This window comes from Pelomonas sp. Root1444, assembly GCF_001426885.1.
Lineage (GTDB): Bacteria > Pseudomonadota > Gammaproteobacteria > Burkholderiales > Burkholderiaceae_C > Pelomonas.
Genome location: NZ_LMFP01000011.1, coordinates 338795 through 354829, shown reverse-complemented (window position 1 = coordinate 354829; position 16035 = coordinate 338795). Strand labels below are relative to the sequence as shown.

The following is a 16035-nucleotide window of genomic DNA, read 5'->3' as shown; positions in this document are numbered from 1 at the left end:
TTCGGCGGGGTGGTCTTGCGACCGGTGGTTCCTGGATGGGAAATCCAAGTTTTGGAGCGGGAATCGAACCCGCGACACACGAATTACTGGTTCGTTGCTCTACCGTTTGAGCTATCCAAATGGCAGGAAAGCAGGGATACGAACCCCGCCCTTGCGGGACACCATGTCTTTCCTAGATCGGCCAATTCCAGCAGGGCGGCATACGTTGCGGCGACAGGCGGACCTGGCCACAGCGCACCGGCGGGGCTTGGGAACCCCGGCCTGTGAGCCCTTGCCTTCCTCGGCAGACTCGTGGGCGCCCGAGCCTTTCAGCTCAGCCGCGATCCCTTCGGCAGGCGCGCGGCCAGCCAGTCGTGCACGTCCGCGCGGATGTAGCGACCCTTGAGGATGAAGTCCTCGAAGCGGCTCGGCACGAACGGCGCGAACAGCAGCGGCATGCGCGCTTCGTCCGGCGTGCGGGCGGCCTTGCGCGAATTGCAGGCGCGGCAGGCGGCGACCGTGTTCATCCAGCTCAAGGCACCGCCACGGCTGGCCGGGACGATGTGGTCCACCGTCAGCGCGCGGTGGTCCTGCACCACGCCGCAATAGGCGCAGGTGTGCCTGTCGCGCTTGAGCAGCTTGCCCTTGCCGAAGGTCGGCACGACGTCGAAGAGGTTGATCCTCGACGCGCCGCGCAAGGCGACGATGGGCGGCACGGCCAGCACCGACTGACGGCCCGTGGCGGTGTTGACGCCGCCGCGCATGACGGCCAGCGGCTGATCTCCGGCGGACCAGACCACCGCGTCGGTGGCGACCAGGCAGGCGGCCTGCTCCACCGAGATCCAGGCCTGTGGCAGGCCGGTGATGTCCAACTGCAAAACGTCGTGCATGGTGGCCTCCTTTCCTTGGGCTGGCGCGGTGGATGAAATGACGCGTGGCGCCGCCAGCGGGTCCCGACCCCGCGACCTCCGGTTCGACAGACCGGCGCTCTTCCAACTGAGCTATGGCGACATGAATGAACGAATGGTCCGGGTGGCACGAGTTGAACGTGCAGCCACCTGCTCCCAAAGCAGGCGCTCTACCTGGTTGAGCTACACCCGGAGTGATGAAGGTTGTCGGTGACGGGTTCCGACGCCGCCCAATCGTTGCGGCCGGTTTGCGCCCCTCGAAGCGTGAGCTCGACGAGGGGCTTCGGTAAACAGCTGGTACCCCGTGCGGGAGTCGAACCCGCCTCTTCGGCTTGAAGGGCCGAGGACCTCACCGGAAGTCCAACGGGGCAGTAAAGCCATCTCGGCTGTGTCCACACGCGACGCGACCGGCCTGCGCAAGCCAGTGACGCGTCGCTGCACGCGACAGGCGGCCGCCCGAGCGCACATGCACACCAGGCCGGCCGATGCTTGTGCGTGGGCACACCCGAGATGGGGCAGGGCCGCCGAGGACGAGCCTCGGCGCCTGCCAGTGTTGAATGCGCGCCAGCCGTGGAGCCGGCGCGCAATCGATGCGAGTTGTGAAAGAGCAGGCGCCGCGCGTGCGCAGCGGCGCCGGGGCAGCCCCGGCGGCGGCAAAACAAAAGGCCCGGTTCCTTGGCAGGAGACCGGGCCTCGAATGAGCGTGGAAGGGCGGCGTCTAGCCGGGGCCTTCACCCGATGGGTTGGTGTCATGGCGCTCACGACCCAGGTCGTGTGCATAGGCGACGAAGCCGGGCATGCCCGCCGGCTTCGATCCCTGCGCCAGCAACGCGGCATCGCACCAGCTCTGGGAGCCGGTGAAGTCGATGACGGTGACGAGATGGCGGTTCATGGCAGGGCGCGAAAGCGGTTCGGTCGTCGGCTGGGGGTGAGTGGAAAAGCTCAAGTGCGTTGAGCGAATCCGCGCATTGTTAAGAACGTTCACGTCTTGGTCAAGCGCGGCACGCCACCTAGAATGCATGTGAAGTGTTTTCACAACACTCCATCCTTCGACCCATCCACGTGTCCAGCCCCGCCACCATCCGTCGGCTCAACGCCCTGGCTCTCTTCCAGACTTTCGCGGAAGAGCGCATCACGGCGGGCGACCCGCCCAAGGGCCTGGAGGCCGCCTGGGCCGCGCGCATCGGCGTCAGCGGCGCGACCTGGTCCATGGCCAAGAGCGGCGCCCGCCCCATCGGCGACAAGCTGGCGCGCCAGATCGAGCACCACTGCGGCAAGCCCGCGGGCTGGATCGACGAGGCCCGCGAGCCGACCGGCCTGACGCCCGCCGAGCAGCAGTTCCTGGCCCTGGCGCTGAAGACCTATCGCGGCACCAACAGCGACGGGCGCAAGCGGCTCAGGCAGGCGTTGAAGGACTTCGGCGCCGCCTGACGCCGCGGCCGTGACAGCCCGGCGTCAGCAGCCTGACCGGTCTCGCGCCATACTGCCGCCCATGCGCATCCTGCTTGTCGAAGACGACGAACAACTCGTCGAGACCACCGCCCGCGCACTGCGTTCGCAGGGCTGGGTGGTCGACTGCTCGGCCCGTGGTGAACCGGTGCCGCGCTCGCTGCGCGAGGACGCCTACGACCTGCTCATCCTCGACATCGGCCTGGCCGGCATCGACGGTTTCGAGACGCTGCGCCGCGTGCGTGCCGAGGGCCTGGCCGTGCCGGTGCTGATCCTCACCGCACGCGACGCCGTCGAGGACCGCGTGCGCGGGCTGGAAGGCGGGGCGGACGACTACCTCGTCAAGCCCTTTGCGCTGACCGAACTCGTCGCCCGCGCCCGCGCTCTCGTGCGCCGCAGCCAGGCGCGCACCAGCAACCAGCTGCAGCTGGCGCGCCTGCGCATCGACCAGGAGGCGCGTCGCGCCTACATCGACGAGGAGCCGCTGGCCCTGTCCGCGCGCGAGTGGGACGTGCTGGGCTTCCTGATGGCGCGCGCCGGCAAGGTGGTGCCCAAGGAGCACATCGCGCTGGCCAGCAATGCCTGGGACCAGGGCGTCAGCGACAACGCCATCGAGGTCTGCCTGTCGCGGCTGCGCGCCAAGATCGAGCCGGGCGGCGTGCAGTTGCGCACCGTGCGCGGCCTCGGCTACTTGCTCGAGGAAATCGGCTGACATGGAGCCCCTCGTCCAAGGCGTACCTTGGCCGGTACTCCGAGTTGACGGCGCTCGGCCCCTGGGTGGCTGAAGGCGTGCGCTCCAGCCTGCAGCGCCGGCTCTTCGGCTGGTTGATGCTGCCGCTGCTGGTGGCCACCCCCTTGCTCGGCATCGCCCTGTACCACCAGGTGCAGAGCAGCGCGCAGAGCTGGCTGGACGACGGCCTGGAGGACACCGCGCTGACGCTGGCCGGGCAGATCGACCTGCGCGGCGGCGAGCTGCGCATCGACATCAGCGCGACCATGGACCGCGCGCTGCGCTTCGACCGGCAGGACGATGTCTTTTACCTCGTGCTCGGCCCGCGCGGCGAGGTGATGCAGGGCGACGCCGGCCTGGCCGAAGTGCAACCGCAGCCGCGGCCGCAGCCGGCGGGCGACACGTACTACGGCGACGTGAAGCTGCGCGGCCGCGAGCTCCGGCTGGTACAGCTGGGCCGAGACTGCGGCCAGGGTGTCTGCCAGATCCTCGTTGCCGAGACGCTGCACAAGCGCGACGCGCTGCAGCGCGAGATTGGCGGCCTGGTGGCGCTGAACGGCCTCACGCTCGCGCTGCTGCTGGCCCTGGCCGGCTGGTGGGCCATCCGCCAGGGGCTGGTGCCGCTGACCGGCCTGAGTGCCGAGCTGGAGCGCCGCGACCTGCACCGCCTGACGCCGCTGACGGCCCGCCTGCCGCGTGAGCTGGTGCCGCTGCAGGCCGCCTTCAACCGTCTCTTCGAGCGCCTGGACCGCGCGGCCGGTGCCCAGCGCGAGTTCCTGGCCGATGCGGCCCACCAGCTGCGCACGCCACTGACGTCGCTGCAGACGGAGATCGAGCTGGCCATGCTCGAGCCGCATGACCAGCGCGTCGAACCGCTGCTCGATCGGCTGCGCCAGCGCGTCGTGCGCAGTGCCCGGCTGGCCCAGCAGCTGCTGTCGCTGGCCCGCGCCGAGGACCGCAGCGTCGACGTCGGCGCCGCGCTGGATCTGCGCGACATCGCCATCGAAAGCGGCCAGGACTGGGCCCACCGCGCGCTGCCGTCGGGCGTCGACTTGGGCTTCGAGCTGGCCGACGCGCCGGCGCTGGGGCACGCCTTCCTGCTGCGCGAGGCGTTGGAGAACCTGGTCCACAACGCGGTCAGCTATGCCGGCGCCGGGGCGCGCATCACGGTGCGTTGCGGTTCGTCCGCCGAAGGGCCCTGGCTGGAGGTCGAGGACAACGGCCCCGGCATCCCGCCGGCCGACCGCCCCGCAGCCATGCAGCGCTTTCGCCGCGGCGGCCAGGCCGCGGGCACTGGCAGCGGCCTGGGCCTGGCCATCGCCGCCGACATCGCCGGGCGGCACGGGGGGCGCCTGGAGTTGCTCGACGCCCATCACGGCCCAGGCCTGCGCGCGCGCCTGAGCCTGCCGCCGCTGCCGGATCCCGCGCCAGCGGCTTGATGCGGCGGTCCGGTCGGCCTGTCTACACTGACACGGCCCAGACGGAGAGCGCCCCATGCTGCCCGCCCCCATCCCTGCCGACGATGAAGAACGGTTGCGCGCGCTGCGCGAATTGCTGATCCTCGATACGCCACCCGAGGAGCGCTTTGACCGCATCGTGGCGTTCGCGGCCAGCGAGTTCGACGTCCCGATCGCGCTGATCACCCTCGTCGACCGCGACCGCCAGTGGTTCAAGGCCCGCGTCGGCCTGGATGCCTGCGAAACCTCGCGCGAGATTTCCTTCTGCGGCCACGCCATCCTGCAGCCCGGGCTGTTCGAGGTGGTGGACGCGGCCCGCGACCCGCGCTTCGTCGACAACCCCCTCGTCGTCGGCGCCCCATTCATCCGCTTCTACATCGGCGCGCCGCTGCGGCTGCCGGGTGGCGCGGTGCTCGGCACGCTCTGCCTCATCGACACCCGGCCGCGCGAACTCGACGCCATGGACCGTGCCATCCTGGGCACGCTGCGCGACATGGCCGCCGCCGAGCTGGCCGGCCAGACGGAGCCGGAGGCTGGCGGATGAACGCGCGCATCGTGCCCAGGGGCCGGCTGCTGTTGCTGGAGCCGCAGTTCGTGATGCGCCGCACCGTGTCGACGCTGGCGCGCGACATGGGCCTGGCCGACGTGCAGGAGGCCACCAGCCCCGCGGTCGCCGGGCGCCTGCTGGCGGAGCGCCGCTTCGATGCGCTGCTGATGGCTGTCGACGAGGAAGGCGAGGCGCTGGCGTTGATGCGCCGGGTGCGCGCCGGCGAGGCGCAGCACCCGGCGGACGTGCCTATCGCCGCCACCGCCACGCACTGCGACGTCGAGCTGGCACTGCGGCTCAAGGAGCTCGACATCTGCCGTCTGCTGCTCAAGCCCTTCAAGGTGCGCGGCATGCTGGAGGTGATCTCCGCCCTCGGCGCGCCAGCGCCGCTGTCGCAAGGCTGAGGAAATGACCGCTCGCAGCGGCGCTTTTGTCGAAACCGTGGCGGCCACTTCGGCCTAGCATGGGCCCGCCATGTCGCGCCTGACCTTCATTCCCGCCGCCTTGCTGGCCCTGCTGCTGGTAGGTTGCGGCACGCCCAGCCAGCCGCTGCCCATGGCGGTCGCGCCAGCCGATGCGCTGCAGATCCGCGGCTGGGTGCCGGAGGCACTGAAGTTCCAGGTCGGCATCGCGCCCGTGCAGGGGGGCATGGAGACCGGGCGCTGGTGGGGCTCCAAGGTCAGCGCCACGGCGCTGCAGCAGGCGCTGGAGGAATCGCTACACGCCGTCGGCATGAAGCCGCCAGCCCCCGAGCCGGCGCCGCGCTTCGAGCTGCAGACCGAGCTGCTGCAGCTGGAGCAGCCCACGGTGCCGGCCATCGGCGTGACGGTCGGCGCGGCGGTGCGCTACACGCTGGTCGACAAGGCCAGCGGCCGCGTGGTCTACCAGCGTCGCATCGCCAACACCGAGGAAGCCGGCCTGGCCGATGCCATCGTGTCGCCATCGGAGCGGCTGCGCATCGCCAACGAGCGCACGCTGCGCGCCAACATCAGCCTGCTGCTGCGCGACCTGGTGACGCTGCGGCCCTGACCTCATGCCGGCGTCGGCCGGCGGTCAGCCACAGCGCCAGCGCGCAGACGAAGCCCAGCACGCTGGCCGTGCCGAAGAACGCCATCATCGGCGCGTAGCCCGCCGGGTTGGCCGCGCTGGCGCCCGCGCTGTCGTTCAGCCAGCCGGCGAACAGGTTGGCGCCGCCGATGCCGGCGTTCTGCGCCACCCACATCAGGCCGATGGCCGTGCCGAAGCGGTTGGGCGCGACCAGCCGGCTGGCCAGCGGCCACATGACGGCCGGCACCAGCGAGAAGCTGATGCCGATTAGCACGGTCGCCACCCACAGCGACCAGCCCGTCAGCGCCATGACGGCCAGCGCGATGGGCAGCATCAGCGTGCCGAACGCCAGGAAGGGTGCATAGCGGCCTACGCGGTCGCACAGCCAGCCGAAGGCGGGCGTGGCGAACACCGCGGCGAGGAAGACATAACTGTTCATCTCGCCGGCAGTGGCCAGGTCCAGGCCGTGGGTGTGCTGGAAGTACTTGATCGAGAAGGTGCTGCGAAACGCCAGGATGACCGAGTACCACAGCACGCACAGCGCCAGCAGGTACCAGTAGGCACGGCCGAAGTGCAGCAGGTCGCGCCAGACCAGGCGCTCGGCCGTGCGGCCGGTCGGCAAGAGGCCGGCCTTGCGTGGCCCGCGGTCCGCCCACCAATAGGCCAGCGACGCGGCGAAGGATGTGGCCGCGAAAGCCGTCGCGATCACGAGCGGCGGCTGCCAGCCCTGCGCATAGGCGGCGCTGAACCACGTGGGCGACATGTCCGCGCCGAACGAGCCCAGCCGCCCGATGGCCAGCGCCAGGCCCATCGCGAACGCCAGGCTGCGGCCACCGAAATAGTCGGCGATGGCGGCGAGCGTCGCGATGCCGAAGGTCTCTGCGCCGATGCCGAACAGCAGCCGGCCCGTGGCCATGCCGGTGAAGTTCGGGCTGAAGGCCGTCAGCGCCGCGCCGGCCAGGCAGACCGCGGCCGTGACCAGCGTCATGCGCGCCGCGCCGAAGCGGTCCACCAGCACGCCGCCGACGAGGATCAGCACGATGTTGGGCAGGCTGTAGATCGCGTTCAGCAAGCCGACCTGGCTGTCGCTGAAGGCACGCTGCTGCTGCAGCAGGTCGGCCACCGGGCCGATGGAGTCGTAGACGTAGTAGTTGCCGAACAGCGCCAGCGCCACCATCACGCCGACGAGCCAGGCGATGGCCCGGGGCGGCTGCGCGGCGCTCACAGCTTGCGGTGCGCGAGCGCGGGCAACTGCTGGCGCACCTGGGCCAGGCGCGCGGGGTCGATGTCGGCGCAGGCCACGCCTTCGCCCTCGGGCACGACCGCCAGCACCTCGCCCCAGGGGTCGACGATCATGCTATGGCCCCAGGTGCGGCGGCCGTTCTCGTGCTTGCCGCCCTGGGCCGGCGCGATGACATAACACTGGTTCTCGACGGCGCGGGCGCGCAGCAGCAGCTCCCAGTGCTTCTCGCCGGTCGTGTAGGTGAAGGCGGCCGGCACGGCCAGCAGCTCGCAGGGGTTGTAGGCGCGGTACAGCTCCGGGAAGCGCAGGTCGTAGCAGACCGACAGGCCCACGCGCAGCTGCTCGGCGTCGAAGGCCGTCGGCTGGGTGCCTGGCTCCAGCACACGCGCTTCGTCGTAGCTCTCGCGGCCGTTGTCGTAGGCAAAGAGGTGGATCTTGTCGTAGCGCGCCACGACCTCGCCGCTGGGCGAGAACACCAGCGTCGTGTTGCGGACGCGGTCGGGTGTGTCCGCCTTGATCGGCAGCGTGCCACCGATGATCCACAGCCGCAGCTCCCGGGCGGCGCGCGACAGCATGGCCTGGATGGGGCCATGGCCCAGCGTCTCGGCATAAGCCAGCTTGTCGCTGTCGTGGTGGCCCATCAGGCAGAAGTATTCGGGCAGGGCGGCGAGCTGCGCGCCCTGGGCGACGGCCGATTCGAGCAGGCGGCTCGCGGCAACGAGGTTGGCCCCCAGGTCGGGGCCGGAAACCATCTGGCAGGCGGCGATTTTCATGGCGCTCATGCTAGCTGCCCCGGCGGGCGCGCCGCGTCGCTTTACGGACCGGTGCGCGCTGGGTCGGATGTCACGGCGAGCGCGCCGGCTGGTCGTGGGCGGCGGAATGCCGGATGAGAATCGGGCCGTCATGTCGAGCCCCTCCTGCCTGCGGCGCCAGCTCCTGGCGCTGCCCCTCGCGGCCGTGCTGCGGCCGGCCCGTGGCGCCACCCCGGCGCTGACGCTGCGCCTGCCCGACCCGGATGCCTACGGCGCCCACGGCCAGTTCTTCATCGAGGTGCTGAAGCGGGCGCTGGCCCTGACGGCCGAGGGCGGGCCGCCGCCCGTCCTTGTCCACGCAGCACCGCACCTGCCGCGCCCGCGCCTGCGCCACATGCTGCAGGACGGCCAGCTGGACCTGCTGTGGAGCACCACCACGCCCGAGCGCGAGGCCCAGGCGCAGCCGGTGCGCTTTGACCTGCTCAAGGGCACGAACGAGCTGCGCCTGCTGCTCGTGCGCGCCGCCGACCTGCCCGCGCTGCGCGGCGTGCGCACGCTGGACGCGCTGCGCCGGCTGCGCGCCGGCGCGGGCACCTACTGGAGCGATGCGCAGATCCTGCGCGCCAACGGCTTCACCGTCGAGACGACACCGAAGTTCGACTCGCTGTTCCGCATGCTCAAGGCCGGCCGTTTCGACTTCATCCCGCGCACCCGCGAGGAGATCGACACCGAGTTGCAGCTGCACGCCGACCAGGGCTTCGCGGAGCTGCCGGGGCTGGCGCTGCAGTACAAGCAGCCGGTGTACTTCTTCGTGGCGCGCGACAAGCCGCAGCTGGCCGAGCGCCTGCAGCGCGGCCTGGCGCTGGCGGCGGCCGACGGCAGCTTCGACGCGCTCTTCAACGCCCAGCCGGGGCTGAAGGCCGCACTCGCGCAGCTGCGCAGCTACGCGGGCCTGCGGCTGCAGCTGCGCGCGCTGGAGCCCGGCGCCGCGTCGACCGAGCCGCGCTGACCGCGGCGGCGCCGCTCAGGGCGCGCTGGCGGCGCTGGCCGCCCTGGCCGCGGGCGCTTCGACCTTCTCCACCTTGGGGTCGTCCCAGCTGCCGGTGATGTGGAACTCGCGCGTGTTGGCGGCGGCCACCGGGCGGCTCAGGATCATCTGGGCCAGGAACGCGCCCAGCGCGATGGCCGGGTTGATGGCCGCATACGCCAGCGACGCGCCGCCGGCCGACACCTCGGGCACGACGACGACGCGCAGCTTCTGCGTCTCGGCCGCCAGGTCGGTGCTGCCGTCCACCAGCACGACGGCCTGCAGGCCGCGGATGCGGATGTTGTCGCTCCTGGCCACGCCGGCGGCGATCTTCACGTCGCCCGTCACGCCGTCGAAGGTGAAGCCCTCGGCGAAGACGTCGCGGAAGTCCAGCAGCAGCCGGCGCGGCAGCGACTGCAGGCTCAGCACGCCCAGCAGCCGGCCGACGCCGGGCTCGGCCTTCAGGAAGGTGCCCGAGTCGAGCTGCACGTTCAGCGCGCCGGCCATGGTCGGGTAGTGCGGCGCCAGCGGCGAGCCGTCCCAGCCGACCTGGCCTGCCAGCTGGCCCTTGCCGCCGCGCAGCACCTGGCCCTGGCCCAGCCGCTCCAGCAGCTTGCCGGCGTCGGCGATGTCGAGCTTCCAGTCCAGCTGGGTGCGGCGCCGGCCGCCGGTGTCGCCCTTGACGACGGTCCACAGGCCGCTGGCGGTCAGCGTCGCCTCGGGCGACAGGAGCTGCAGCTTCTCCAGCTTCCAGTCGCGCGCGGCGGCGGGGGCCTGCGCCAGCACCTCCAGGCGGCCCAGGCGCTTGCCGCGCAGTTCGAAGTCGTCGACCTCGATGTCCAGCGACGGCAGCGGGCTGCTGCTCGCTGCCGCCTTGCCCGGGTCGATCAGCTCGCTGACCGTCTCGGCCTCCTGGCGCGGCAGCGACAGCCGCGTGAGGCGCGCCTGCACCGCGTCGATCTGGCCGTCGCGCCCGCCGCGCAGCTCGATGCGGCCGTTCAGTTGCTCGGCGTCGACATTGATGCGCCAGGTGGTGCCGTCGCGGGCGATCAGCGCGACGACCCGGCCCAGCTGGCGGCCGCCGAGCTTGAGGGCCTGGCTGCGCAGCGCGATCTGGCTCGGCAGCAACAGCGCGTCGCCCGCGTCGTCACCACCGCCCCCGTTGCCGCCGGACAGCGCGGCCAGCCGCTGCTGCCAGGCGTCCACGTCCAGGCTGGCGACATTGGCCTGCAGCAGCACGCCGCTGGCCGGCAGCGCCGGCAGCTTGTCCTGCACGGCCAGCGCGCCGCGCAGCACCTGCGAGCTGGTGCCCGAGATGCTGCGCTGCAGCTGCGCCTGCAGCAGCGGCGCCGTGGCGGTGCCGACCTCCAGGCGGATCTCGTCGCGGCCGCTGCCGGTCGGCACGATCAGCAGGCGCAGCGGCAGCGTCGCGTCGGCCTCCTTGCGGGCCGGCGCGGGCAGGTCCAGCGCCAGGCCCTGCAGGCTGCTGCTGACGCTCAGCTCCGTCTGCCCTTCCTTGCCGACGGCGAGCTGGAAGCGGTAGGGCGCCTGGCCGCTGGCCGCCTGGGCCATGCGCGCCACGGCGCCCAGCTCGGTCGCGCGGCGCAGGCCTTCCGCCGTGGCCTGGCCCTGCACGGCAAAGCGCATGCTGCCGTCGCGCTGCGTGCCGCCCTCGATGCCGGCGTCGCCGCCCAGCAGCCGGGCCGTCACGCCGGCCAGTTGCAGGCCCTTGCGGTCGAAGTCGACGCGGCCGCGCGTGCCACTCAGCGCCGGCAGCTCGGGGCGCAGCTTCAGGTCCACGCCGCCCAGCTGCAGCTGGCCCTTGAGCGCCGTCTGGGTGGTGTCGTCCAGCGGGATGCTGAGGCCCAGCTTGAAGGCCACCGGGCCCTGGGCCGAGGTCGTGCTCAGCGCATGGCCCAGCCATTCGTCCAGCGGCGAGTTGCGCACGTAGTTCAGCAGGTCGGCGCCCATGCCGCGGCCGGCGCCGTCCAGCGCCAGCACGCGGCCGTGGTGCAAGTCCTTGATGCCGCCGTTGACGCCGCTCAGCTCGTACCCCATCACCTTGGCGCGGCCGTTGCGGATCTCCATGCCGCCGCGCTCGAAGATCAGCTCCGCGTCCACGCCCTCCAGCACCGGCCAGTTGGTGCCGACGTCGCTGTGCGGCACATAGGCCAGCGTCACGCCCTGGGCCTGCGTGACGACGCGGAAGATGCCGGTGGACCGGGGCGCGTCGAAGGGGAAGTCGGTCAACTCGCCCTTGATCCTCACGCTGGTGTTGCGCGCCTCGCCGCCCAGCACGGCGCGCGTGACATAGCTGCGCGTGGCCGGCAGGCGCTGCGGGATGTAGCGCGCCACGCGCGTGGCGTCCACGCGCTGCGCCTTGCCGCTCAGGTCCAGGAAGCCCGGCGTGGCCGCGCCGGCGGCGCGCCGCCAGGTCACATCGAACTCGCCGCTGAGGTCGGGCGTCTGCAGCTGCAACTCGCGCAACTTCACCTCGACGTCGCCGGGCGCCTTGGTGTCCGCCTTGGGCAGCTGCCAGCTCATCTGCGTGGACAGCCGCGTGATGGGCAGCCGCGGGTCCTCGAACAGGCCGGGCAGCTCGACCTCGCCGTCGTGCACGGACAGCTTCGCGGTGCCGCCGCGCTCGCTGGCGTCCAGCGCCAGGTTGGCGCCGCGCAGGCCGGGCCGGCCGAGGTGTCCTTCCTGCTCGCTGGGCTTGGGCGCCACGGCCAGGCCGTCGATCTGGGCCTTGACGCGGTAGCTGCGCGGCGCGTCCAGCGTGCCCTGCCATTGGCCGGACAGCGCCGTCAGCAGGCCGCGGGGTTCCAATTCGCCCAGCAGCTCGTGGGCGCGCTCGCCGAGCGGCAGGCGCTGCGCGATCTGGGCCATCAACGCGAAGTCCAGCCGCTGCGCGTTGACCTCGCCGCCCAGCACCGTGTCGTTGGGCCCCAGCTGCAGGCTCACGCCCCAGTCCGAGCGCGGCCAGGCCACCCCGTCGCCGCTGACGAAGCCGAGCTGGCGCGCCTGCAGGCTCAGCCGGTCCTGGGAGCGGGCGAGGTCCAGCCGGCCTTCGATGTGGTCCAGGTCCAGCTCGGGCGCCGAGTCCAGCAGCTTGAGCCGCACCGCCCGCAGCGCCAGGTCCAGCGTCGCGCTGACCGGCTCGCCGTCCTTGATCTGGCCCCAGGCGCGCACGGCGCCGTCGCCTTCGCTGAGCTGGAAGGGCAGGTCGACATGGCGGCGCAGCTGGCTGAGGTCGGCGCGTGGCAGCTCGGCATAGACCTGGCCGCTCCAGTGCTGGAACTCGGCCGGCCGTTTCAGCACGCGTTGCGTGAACTGGCCGCGCAGCGAGAAGCGCTGTCCCCAGTCGGCCGGGGGGGTCGCGTCCAGCCGCATGGCGTGGCGCCTCAGGCCGTTGCGCAGGATGAAGTTCAGCCCGGACAGTTCCAGCGGCCGCGCGTCGGCGCGTTTTTCGTCCACCCAGCGCACCCGGCCGCCGACGATGGCCAGCTCGGGCTGGCTGAACAGCCAGTCCAGGCCGGCGTCAGTGGTGCCGGCGTCGGTGCGCTCGGCCTCGTCCAGGCCCAGGCCGCCGATGAAGATGCGGCCGCTGGCGTCGCGGCGGATGATGAGCTCCGGCGCGTCGACCCGCAGCTGCGAGAAGCGCGGCTGCAGCACCACCAGCGACTGGGCCGACAGCACGGCCGCCACGCGCGGCAGCGTCAGCGCCGGCCGGCCGTTGGCGTCCAGCACGCGCACGTCGGCCAGTTCCATGCGGGGCATCCAGCCGCCGGACTGGACGGTGATGCTGCCGATGCGCAGCTCTATCCCCAGCGCCTTTGAGGCTTCCTTTTCCAGCCAGGGGCGCCATTCATTGGCGTGCGGGAGAATGGCCCAGTGCAACACAGCCCAAGCCGCCACCCCCAGAGCCCACACCAGGGCCAGGACCAGCACTGCCCAGCGCAGAGCGGTCCAGCACAGGCGCAAAGGCCAGCCGGCAGCGCGCGAGCAGTGGTGGAGGGCGGCCGAGAAGAAGTCAGACACGTTGTCTTGGGGCACGTGGAGAAGAACCGGCCGGCAGGCAATCTAGCACAGGGTCATGAGCCAACTGTTTCCCGTCGTTGCTGAACACAGCCGCTATGTCCAGCGGGTGCGCCGCCGTTATGCGGCCGAGTTGGCGCTGCTTCAACCGGGCTTGCCCGACCGGGCCGTCATCGCCGCGTTGATCGCGACTTTGTCCGCGCACCGGCCGCTGGCGAGCGCGCTGCGCGTGGCCCGCCACCTGGTGCTGGAACGCCTGGCGGTGCTGGACATCGAGCAGGGCGCCAGCGTGACGGACATCACCGCGGCGATGACCCATCTGGCGGAAGTGACGCTCGATCTCGCCCTGGTCGACGCCCGCAAGGAGCTCGACGCCCTCCACGGCGAGCCGCGCACCGCCGAAGGCGGCGACATCGCCTTCTGGGTGCTGGGCATGGGCAAGCTCGGCGCGCGCGAGCTCAACGTCTCGTCCGACATCGACCTCATCTACGTCTACGAGGACGACGGCGCCACGCAGGGCGCCCGGCCGATCTCGGCGCATGAATACTTCTCGGCGGTGGCCAAGCGCTTGTACGCGCTGATCGGCGACGTGACCGACGACGGCCAGGTCTTCCGCGTCGACCTGGCGCTGCGCCCCAACGGCAAGAGCGGCCCGCCCGTCGTCAGCCTGGGCATGCTGGAGGAGTATTTCCTCGTGCAGGGCCGCGAGTGGGAGCGCTTCGCCTGGCTGAAGAGCCGCGTCGTCGCGCCGCTGTCGGGCATGGGCGCGCCGGGCGACGCCCGCACGCTGGCGCTCCGCGACCTCGTCACGCCGTTCGTCTACCGCCGCTACCTGGACTACGGTGTCTTCGAGGGCCTGCGCCAGTTGCACGGCAAGATCCGCAACGAGGCCAAGGCGCGCGCCGCCGGCCGGCCCGAGCGGGCCAACGACGTCAAGCTGTCGCGTGGTGGCATCCGCGAGATCGAGTTCATCGTGCAGCTGCTGCAGGTGGTGCGCGGCGGCCAGTTCCCCGAGATCCGCACCCGCTCTACCGTCAAGGCGCTGGCCCAGCTGGCGGCCGGCGGGCTGATGAAGGCCGAGACGGCGCACAGGCTCAGCGAGGCCTATGTCTTCCTGCGCCGCGTCGAGCACCGCATCCAGTTCCTGGACGACCAGCAGACCCACTGCCTGCCGCAGGGCGATGCCGACCTGGCGTGGATCGCCGCGTCGCTGGGCTTGAAATCCTCGCGCGAGGCTTGCGACTTGTTCGAACAGCTGGGGGAGGTGCGCGAGCTGGTGGCCACCGAGTTCGACGCACTGCTGCACGAAGGCGGCAAGCCGCCCGGCGGCTGCAAGGGCGGCCAGTGCGGTGGCCCCAAGCCGGCCGTCGACGGCGAGGACTTCCTCAACGGCCTGCCCGCGCCGCTCGCGGCGGCGGTGCGCGCCTTGGCCGACACGCCGCGCGTGCAAGGCCTGCGCGAGGAGTCGCGCCAGCGCCTGGCCAAGCTCTTCCACCGCGCGGCGCAGGCCGTGGCCGCCGAGGAATGCTCGCTGGACGCGGCGCTGCGCTTCGTCGACTGGGTCGGCCCGCTGCTGCGCCGCGAGAGTTACCTGGCCTTGCTCGTCGAGCGCCCGGCCGTGCAGCAGCGCCTGCTGCGCCTGCTGGGCCTGGCGCGCTGGCCGATGCGCTACCTGATGCAGCACCCGGGCGTCATCGACGAACTGGCCGACCCGCTGCTGCTGCAGGCCCGCTTCTCCGCCCAAGCCTTCATCGCCGACCTGCTGGACCGCGAGCAGGGCTGGGCCCGCAGCGGCCAGGCCGACGAGGAGGCGCTGCTGGACACGTTGCGCCGCGCCCACCATGCCGAGGTCTTCCGCACGCTGGTGCGCGACGTCGAGGGCCGCATCAGCGTCGAGCAGGTGGCCGACGACCTGTCGCTGCTGGCCGACGCCGTATTGCAGGTCGCCATCGACTGGGCATGGGCCCGCTTCGGCAAGGCCCACCGCGAGCAGCCACGCCTGGCCGTCATCGCCTACGGCAAGCTCGGCGGCAAGGAGCTGGGCTACGGCGGCGACCTGGACGTGGTGTTCGTCTTCGACGACGACGACGAGAACGCCGCCGAGATCTACGGCGCCTTCGTGCGCCGCCTCATCACCTGGCTGACGCTGCGCACGGCGGCCGGCGAGCTGTTCGACATCGACACGGCGCTGCGGCCCAACGGCAACTCGGGGCTGCTGGTCACGTCGCTGGCGCACTTCGAGGCCTACCAGACCGGCCGCGGCAGCAACACGGCGTGGACCTGGGAGCACCAGGCCATCACGCGGGCACGCTTCTGCGCCGGCGATGCGGGGCTGGCCGAGCGCTGCGAGAACGTCAGGCGCCAGGTGCTGACGGCGCCGCGCGACGCCGCGGCGCTCAAGCGCGAGGTGCAGGCCATGCGCGAGAAGGTGCGCGCGGCGCGGCCGGTGCGGGACGGCCTCTTCGACGTGAAGCACAGCGAGGGCGGCATGATGGACGCGGAGTTCGCGCTGCAGACGCTGGTGCTGGCCAACGGCGCCGACCACCCGGAGCTGCTGGACAACCTGGGCAACATCGCTTTGCTGCAGCGTTGTGAGGCGGTGGGCTTGTTGCCGGTCGGTGTGGGTGTGGACGCGGCGAATGCCTATCGCGAGTTGAGGCGGGTGCAGCACAGGGCGAGGCTGGATGAGCAGTCGACTGCGCTGGATGCGGCTTCGGCAGCGCCGCTGGCGGTGCATCGCGATGCGGTGCGGGCGCTGTGGCTCGCTGTTTTTGGTTGATGGCCAGGCCCATGCGGGGATTTGCCTTCGGCGAAACCTTCGGTTTTCGCCCCCGCGGGCGAGTTACTTCTTTGGGCGT

Annotated in this window: 13 protein-coding genes and 3 tRNA genes; 8 read left to right on the top strand and 8 right to left on the bottom strand. The window is 71.6% G+C overall.

Annotated elements, in window-relative coordinates; genetic code table 11:
• Positions 1–308 precede the first annotated feature (308 nt).
• The 5 genes from ASD35_RS13155 to ASD35_RS27185 form a co-directional block, all read right to left on the bottom strand.
• On the bottom strand, positions 309–869 hold the full coding sequence (locus ASD35_RS13155; protein ID WP_056875381.1) for an HNH endonuclease: 561 nt from the start codon (positions 867–869) through the stop codon (positions 309–311).
• 45 nt (positions 870–914) lie between these two features.
• Positions 915–990: transfer RNA gene (locus ASD35_RS13150), tRNA-Asp, on the bottom strand.
• Between the two features lie 13 nt (positions 991–1003).
• Positions 1004–1080, bottom strand: a tRNA-Pro gene (locus ASD35_RS13145).
• A gap of 102 nt (positions 1081–1182) precedes the next feature.
• Positions 1183–1257 (bottom strand) — tRNA-Glu (locus tag ASD35_RS13140).
• A 348-nt stretch (positions 1258–1605) separates the two neighbouring features.
• On the bottom strand, positions 1606–1779 hold the full coding sequence (locus ASD35_RS27185; RefSeq protein WP_157275531.1) for a hypothetical protein: 174 nt from the start codon (positions 1777–1779) through the stop codon (positions 1606–1608).
• Positions 1780–1949: 170 nt separating this feature from the next.
• Between ASD35_RS27185 and ASD35_RS13135 the strand changes: the two genes are divergently transcribed.
• The 6 genes from ASD35_RS13135 (at position 1950) to ASD35_RS13110 (ending at position 6099) form a co-directional block, all read left to right on the top strand.
• On the top strand, positions 1950–2318 hold the full coding sequence (locus tag ASD35_RS13135) for a hypothetical protein (protein ID WP_056875380.1): 369 nt from the start codon (positions 1950–1952) through the stop codon (positions 2316–2318).
• Positions 2319–2379: 61 nt separating this feature from the next.
• Positions 2380–3048, top strand: a complete 669-nt coding sequence (locus ASD35_RS13130; protein WP_056875379.1) for a response regulator transcription factor — start codon at positions 2380–2382, stop codon at positions 3046–3048.
• Between the two features lie 44 nt (positions 3049–3092).
• Entirely contained in the window at positions 3093–4505 is a 1413-nt protein-coding gene (locus ASD35_RS13125) for a sensor histidine kinase (RefSeq protein ID WP_056875378.1), read from the top strand.
• A gap of 55 nt (positions 4506–4560) precedes the next feature.
• A complete protein-coding gene (locus ASD35_RS13120) occupies positions 4561–5067 on the top strand; it encodes a GAF domain-containing protein (RefSeq protein WP_056875377.1) in 507 nt (168 codons plus the stop codon).
• Complete coding sequence (locus ASD35_RS13115) at positions 5064–5474, top strand: response regulator (protein WP_056875376.1); 411 nt, start codon at positions 5064–5066, stop codon at positions 5472–5474. The genes ASD35_RS13120 and ASD35_RS13115 overlap by 4 nt, the downstream gene beginning before the upstream one ends.
• A gap of 70 nt (positions 5475–5544) precedes the next feature.
• Complete coding sequence (locus tag ASD35_RS13110; RefSeq protein WP_056875375.1) at positions 5545–6099, top strand: hypothetical protein; 555 nt, start codon at positions 5545–5547, stop codon at positions 6097–6099.
• Here ASD35_RS13110 and ASD35_RS13105 read toward each other — a convergent pair.
• Both ASD35_RS13105 and ASD35_RS13100 read right to left on the bottom strand, forming a co-directional pair.
• Entirely contained in the window at positions 6059–7342 is a 1284-nt protein-coding gene (locus tag ASD35_RS13105) for an MFS transporter (RefSeq protein WP_056875374.1), read from the bottom strand. The genes ASD35_RS13110 and ASD35_RS13105 overlap by 41 nt on opposite strands.
• Positions 7339–8142 carry a carbon-nitrogen hydrolase family protein gene (locus tag ASD35_RS13100; RefSeq protein ID WP_235538339.1) on the bottom strand — a complete coding sequence of 268 codons (804 nt, stop codon included), beginning with the start codon at positions 8140–8142 and terminating at the stop codon, positions 7339–7341. Before ASD35_RS13100 ends, ASD35_RS13105 begins: the two co-directional genes overlap by 4 nt.
• 121 nt (positions 8143–8263) lie before the next feature.
• Between ASD35_RS13100 and ASD35_RS13095 the strand changes: the two genes are divergently transcribed.
• Positions 8264–9121, top strand: coding sequence for an ABC transporter substrate-binding protein (locus ASD35_RS13095; RefSeq protein ID WP_056875372.1), 858 nt, complete (start codon positions 8264–8266; stop codon positions 9119–9121).
• 15 nt (positions 9122–9136) lie between these two features.
• Here the strand turns inward: ASD35_RS13095 and ASD35_RS13090 are convergent, their stop codons facing one another.
• Positions 9137–13180, bottom strand: a complete 4044-nt coding sequence (locus tag ASD35_RS13090) for a YhdP family protein (RefSeq protein WP_235538338.1) — start codon at positions 13178–13180, stop codon at positions 9137–9139.
• A 55-nt stretch (positions 13181–13235) separates the two neighbouring features.
• Here ASD35_RS13090 and glnE point away from each other — a divergent pair, with 55 nt between their 5' ends.
• A complete protein-coding gene (gene glnE / locus ASD35_RS13085) occupies positions 13236–15956 on the top strand; it encodes a bifunctional [glutamate--ammonia ligase]-adenylyl-L-tyrosine phosphorylase/[glutamate--ammonia-ligase] adenylyltransferase (protein ID WP_056875371.1) in 2721 nt (906 codons plus the stop codon).
• Positions 15957–16035 lie beyond the last annotated feature (79 nt).

Coding starts and splice junctions, on each gene's coding strand:
- ASD35_RS13155 (WP_056875381.1), bottom strand. CDS start 869: ATGCACGACGTTTTGCAGTTGGACATCACCGGCCTGCCACAGGCCTGG.
- ASD35_RS27185 (WP_157275531.1), bottom strand. CDS start 1,779: ATGAACCGCCATCTCGTCACCGTCATCGACTTCACCGGCTCCCAGAGC.
- ASD35_RS13130 (WP_056875379.1), top strand. CDS start 2,380: ATGCGCATCCTGCTTGTCGAAGACGACGAACAACTCGTCGAGACCACC.
- ASD35_RS13120 (WP_056875377.1), top strand. CDS start 4,561: ATGCTGCCCGCCCCCATCCCTGCCGACGATGAAGAACGGTTGCGCGCG.
- ASD35_RS13115 (WP_056875376.1), top strand. CDS start 5,064: ATGAACGCGCGCATCGTGCCCAGGGGCCGGCTGCTGTTGCTGGAGCCG.
- ASD35_RS13110 (WP_056875375.1), top strand. CDS start 5,545: ATGTCGCGCCTGACCTTCATTCCCGCCGCCTTGCTGGCCCTGCTGCTG.
- ASD35_RS13100 (WP_235538339.1), bottom strand. CDS start 8,142: ATGAGCGCCATGAAAATCGCCGCCTGCCAGATGGTTTCCGGCCCCGAC.
- ASD35_RS13095 (WP_056875372.1), top strand. CDS start 8,264: ATGTCGAGCCCCTCCTGCCTGCGGCGCCAGCTCCTGGCGCTGCCCCTC.
- glnE (WP_056875371.1), top strand. CDS start 13,236: ATGAGCCAACTGTTTCCCGTCGTTGCTGAACACAGCCGCTATGTCCAG.